General features: G+C 58.8%; 6 protein-coding genes. All 6 read right to left on the reverse strand.

Going from position 1 to position 4,434, the window contains the following annotated elements:
• Positions 1-230: 230 nt before the first annotated feature.
• The gene (locus tag RMO15_RS29900; protein ID WP_309721805.1) at positions 231-515 is read right to left on the reverse strand and encodes a hypothetical protein; all 285 of its coding nucleotides are present in this window, start codon (positions 513-515) and stop codon (positions 231-233) included.
• A complete protein-coding gene (locus RMO15_RS29905) occupies positions 508-1,647 on the reverse strand; it encodes a hypothetical protein (protein WP_309721808.1) in 1,140 nt (379 codons plus the stop codon). Before RMO15_RS29905 ends, RMO15_RS29900 begins: the two co-directional genes overlap by 8 nt.
• Positions 1,647-2,399, reverse strand: coding sequence for a hypothetical protein (locus tag RMO15_RS29910; protein WP_309721811.1), 753 nt, complete (start codon positions 2,397-2,399; stop codon positions 1,647-1,649). Before RMO15_RS29910 ends, RMO15_RS29905 begins: the two co-directional genes overlap by 1 nt.
• Before the next feature lie 2 nt (positions 2,400-2,401).
• Positions 2,402-3,064 (reverse strand): hypothetical protein, encoded by a 663-nt coding sequence (locus RMO15_RS29915; RefSeq protein ID WP_309721814.1) that lies wholly within the window; start codon positions 3,062-3,064, stop codon positions 2,402-2,404.
• Positions 3,061-3,705 (reverse strand): hypothetical protein, encoded by a 645-nt coding sequence (locus tag RMO15_RS29920; protein ID WP_309721817.1) that lies wholly within the window; start codon positions 3,703-3,705, stop codon positions 3,061-3,063. The genes RMO15_RS29915 and RMO15_RS29920 overlap by 4 nt, the downstream gene beginning before the upstream one ends.
• Positions 3,702-4,434 (reverse strand): hypothetical protein (locus tag RMO15_RS29925; RefSeq protein WP_309721819.1); only part of this gene is annotated, 733 nt, incomplete at its 5' end. The genes RMO15_RS29920 and RMO15_RS29925, both read right to left, overlap by 4 nt.

Raw genomic sequence — 4,434 nt, forward strand, 5'->3', positions numbered from 1 at the left:
GATCAATCCTCCTGTATTGGCACTCGTGCTGGACTCCGCTTTGCCCGCCGTGACAGATGATAAATGCAGGGTAAGTCTGGAGGCAAAAAGAGTCTAAATTAAAAAAGAAAAGTGTCTCAAAATCATTGACATATTCCGGTAGGTTCTTGCTGAAGAAGAGAATCTGTTGTTTCCATCACTCTCTCTTTTGCAATTTCGGCTCCAAGACGACAAAAAGTTATGGGACAAGATTAGGTCTTAGCCAGGGTTCTCAGGCTCAAGGGAGACCCGAAATCCGCTAGGACAAGCGCCATGCTTAGTACCCGCTGGCGCTGCTCTGGTGTTTGAGGTGGAATATCCCTTTCCGGCCCCCGTGGGTGGGGCAGATGCGTCCATAGCATGTCCTCCAGTGCCTGCTGAAGCGGCTCAATAACCTCGTCGCCTGCCTCCTGAAGTTGCTGGCGTGCCCGTGTTTTTATGGCGTCCGTACCATTCTGGAGTGCAGAAAAGAGAGTGTGAACCTCCGCCTCAGTCATGATGAGCCTCGTTTTTGTCGCTCGCGATTGGCAAGCTCTGCATCGCCTTTGGTGCGTCTGTGGGAATCGGTAAGTTGCCATCGGCGAGGAGCGCTTTGAGGCGGCGGTGGAGCCCAAAAAACTCGATAGGAACGCCAAAGCCAGGCTTTAAGAGCGATAGTACCGCGCGAAACTCAAGACTGGGGTTGCGCTCGGCGATCTCTAGCAGGGCTCTTCCAACGGCGACGGCACACTTGGGCTGGTGTGAGGTGCGGAGTGTTTTCAGCGCCTCGACAAGAGCCTCCGTGACAGCCCTCGCGTCTTGCTGGCGCAGGGACTCGACCAAACGGAGCAAGGGCTCGTCAAAGGCCACGCTCACACGGACGAGTGTGGGGAGTGCTCGGACGTCTTCCAGATCGGCGAGAAGCTCTGAGAGGCGCAGAACGGTTCGCCCAAGTGACGGCAGGTGGTCGGGCACCACGCGCTGCGTCGCTAGGTCGGTTTCCAGTGCTTGAATCAGAACGCCTATGTGCGCACGCCCCGATGTTTGAAGCGCCTTTCGCGCCCGCTCCGCCGTTCCGACTTCGCCGCGTAGTAGCCACTGGAAGTCTCGAAAAAAGAGAGATTCGGGGGTGATGGGCTCGCTATATACCACCTGGAGACGGTGGAGAAAGTCAAAAAAGATAAGCGGCGAGACAATATGCGAGGCATAGTCGCGCATCCGCTCCAGGAGCGCTTGAGGCTCCGAAAAAGGAGTGCACTCGGCGATTTCTACCAGCGTCTGGGCAATCTGCATCGCCTGAATAAGCCACCGCTCTTTACCATAAAGCTGATCGAGCGTCTCCCGTAAGCCCCTAATATCCTCGGGAGCCGCTCTTTTCTCCAGGGCTTTAAGAAGCCGCTCCAGCGGCGAGGAGTACTCCATGAACTTCTCAGCTTGAACCACCAGAACAAGGCCACGAGGATCCTCCAGGCTTGCCAGGAGGAAGGCTAGCTCATGCAGAGTCGCTACCTGAGGAATAAATGCCTCCGAGGCTTGCCGAAGTGCTGTAGCGAGCGCTTTGGCGACGGCGAGATACGCCTCATCATGGGCCAGCTCACCGCGCTCTGCTTGGCGAACTTTCTGCTGAAGGCTCTCAAACGAAGGCTCCATTAAACCTCCTTTGACTCCGCGCTCCCAGCGGGCCGGGGCAGGTTGGGTTCCGTGCTTTCATCGTGTTCGTTGGGCAGGGCGGGCAGAGGGAAGTGGTTCTTAGAGATAGCCTGAATCCGAGTTTGTAGCTCTTGGCAGAGTGACTGAAGCGATGCATTTCGTTGGAGCTTCTTGAGATACGGAAGGAGCTGGTGGAGCGCGGGATGTGGGCGCAGGTCGCGGGCCAGCTCTAGGAGGAGCTGTCCACAGAGCGTGTCGATCGTGCCGCCTTGCTGTTGTGTCAGCGCCTCACGCAGCTTCCCCACTGCAGTCGGCGTCTCCCAGTGCTTAACCGCCACGCGCGCTGCTGCGGCCGCCAGAAAGAAGCGGTCAGCGGAGGTGGCGTAGCCTTGGAGCCCCAGACAGAGCACACGCCAGAGGCTGTGATGCCCCGCTGCCGCCTCCCCCAAAGCCTGCTGGGCGGCCTCGCGGGGCTGGTTCTGAAAGAGCGCCAGCAGGCCCGTTGCTCGCTCGTGAAACGTGAGCGGGTAGAGAGGAAACTGCCCCCGAAAGACATTGCGCCACTGCCGGACAAGATCGGTCTCTCGGTTCGCTTCCTCTAAGTACTCGACGAGCCAGGTCGTAGCCTTCTCTCTTTGGCGTGGGCTTCCGGAGACAAAGAGCGCCACTTGGCGCTCGCTGTCCTCCTGCTCGCGCTCCCCAGCAAGCTGCTCAAAGGGCTGCCGATAGTCGGGGCGGTTTTGGTAGCTCATCGTTACGTGGCTTCCTCGCTTGTCGTAGGAATGGGCAAGCTCTCGAAAGCCTCCGACGGGGTGGCAGGCAGGGGGAGATCCTCACTTCCCAGAACGACTTTCAATCGCTTGTGTAAACCCATCAAATCAAGTGGTGTATATAAAAAAGAATAGCGCAACAAGGGGAGTGCTACCCGTAGCTCGGGTTTAGGATCACGCTCCGCAATTCGAATGATTGCCAGGGCCACTTGCTGAACACTCCACCCCAGCAGAGAATCAGATCCTGTCGGAAAAGAGCTAAGCGGCTGCTGTCGAAACCGAACGAGAATTTCTATCAGTGCCGCGCAGTCTTGTGCATCAGCGCGCGCCTCCAGCTGCTGGAGCAGTCCGTTTAGTGGGACGATGAAGTGGTCCGTATTTGCCATACTCTTTTGGCGGAGCTGGGCGACGCGGATCAGGAGGGACAGGCTCCGTCGGTCTCCTAGTGCGGCAAGCACCTCCGCAAGCCGTAGCACCGGATCGTAGCTTAGGATCAGTCCCTGCGTTTTGCGTAGCTCTTTTTCTAGCGCCCGATGCAGCTCAGGAACCACCCTCTCACCGAGGCTCAGTAGCTGCGCTTCAGCTTGCACACGCACCTCACGCTCTCCATGAATAAGCTGCTGAACCCACCCCTCCACTTCGGTCACTTTGACTCCTCCTTCTCCATTGGAATCGGCAAGTCCCGCGTTGGTTGCGGTGGGCCGGCAGGAATCGGTAGGTTTTCCTCACCCAGTGCTGCTTTGAGGCGCTGGCGAAGCTCAATGAACTCCCAAGGAGTACGGAGACTTGGCTTCAGAAGAGGCAGTGCCGCACGTAGCTCCAGCTTCGGGTCTTTTTCTGCCATTCGCAAGAGCGCATTGGCAATCGAGAGCTGCTGTGCTTTCGTCCCCGACAACTCTCTCAGCCGCTGTAGTGCCTCGATAAACGCCGCAATATCGGCAGGGGTAGCCCTCGCCTCAAGAGTTGCTGAAAGCTGCTCAAAGGGTTGTTGGAAGGCTTTGTCCCATCTCCGCCAAGCTGCAACCCAGGCAAGAGGCGATAAAATTTTGGGGCTCTCGTAGGTGATCAGGAGCGCTACCAAGCGCTGAAGGGGCTCTGGGCCGGGATAGAATGCTTGGCCCAGCTCATTCGTCGCCGCGAAAGAGCCACGAACTCTCTGAAGCTCCTCTTCGACTGCCTGTATCAACTCGGGAAGGATCGTCTCACCGCGCTCTAAGATTTCCTGGTACGCTTCATCACGCGCTTCGGCGTTTCCATAGTGGCAAAACTTCCAGAGTAGGCTTGTCATCGCAGGCGCACCACGGAGACGTTTTCGCGGAGGGTTTGTTTTTTCACCAAGTCCTCGACGGTCATGCAGAGCCAGCGGTCGGCGTTGATGTGGTAGGTGACGCGCAGCCGTGGGGAGGTGCCAACTCCAGCGGGGCTGAGGGGGATGGGGGCATCGGCGGGGTTGAGCTCGACGACCTGGCCGCGCTCGTTTTCGCTCTTGGGGCTCCAGTAGCGGCTGCCATTGGGGCGCGGCTCCCAGAGCGCGGGCTTCTGGCCCAGCCGCCCGATCTCACAGACCCGGAAGCGCATCTCCTCCATCCCGGCGTAGTCGGCGTAGTAGCGCACGGCAAAGTCCGGGGCGGTGGGGTAGCGGGTGCGGCGCGGGGAGAGCAGCTCGTAGCCCACACTGCCATCGGCTTCTTGCACCGCGATGGCGTAGTCGTGGTAGATGAAGTCGTCCACGGGGACGCCCCCCGCAAAGCGTGCGGCTCCACTGGCCACGGCGGTAAAGACGAACTCGTTGTCGTGGCGAACAATGGCCTCGGGGAAGAAGCTATCCACAACGGCGGGAACTTCCGGCAAGAGTGTCGAGCCGCCCGTGAGCAACACCTCGTCCACTTTCCAGCCCGGCGCAGACTCAGCGACGCGATACGTGCCCGGCAGCAACTGCGTAAAGACGAAGTCACCCGTGGGTTCCGTAGTCACCTCGCGTGCTTGCGAAGTGCCGATATTGGTGAGCTTGACGGGA

The sequence above is a fragment of the Armatimonas sp. genome, assembly GCF_031410135.1.
GTDB lineage: Bacteria > Armatimonadota > Armatimonadia > Armatimonadales > Armatimonadaceae > Armatimonas.

Excerpts from the sequence above, each read along its gene's own strand:
- RMO15_RS29900 (WP_309721805.1), bottom strand. The coding sequence starts at position 515 with ATGACTGAGGCGGAGGTTCACACTCTCTTTTCTGCACTCCAGAATGGT.
- RMO15_RS29905 (WP_309721808.1), bottom strand. The coding sequence starts at position 1,647 with ATGGAGCCTTCGTTTGAGAGCCTTCAGCAGAAAGTTCGCCAAGCAGAG.
- RMO15_RS29910 (WP_309721811.1), bottom strand. The coding sequence starts at position 2,399 with ATGAGCTACCAAAACCGCCCCGACTATCGGCAGCCCTTTGAGCAGCTT.
- RMO15_RS29920 (WP_309721817.1), bottom strand. The coding sequence starts at position 3,705 with ATGACAAGCCTACTCTGGAAGTTTTGCCACTATGGAAACGCCGAAGCG.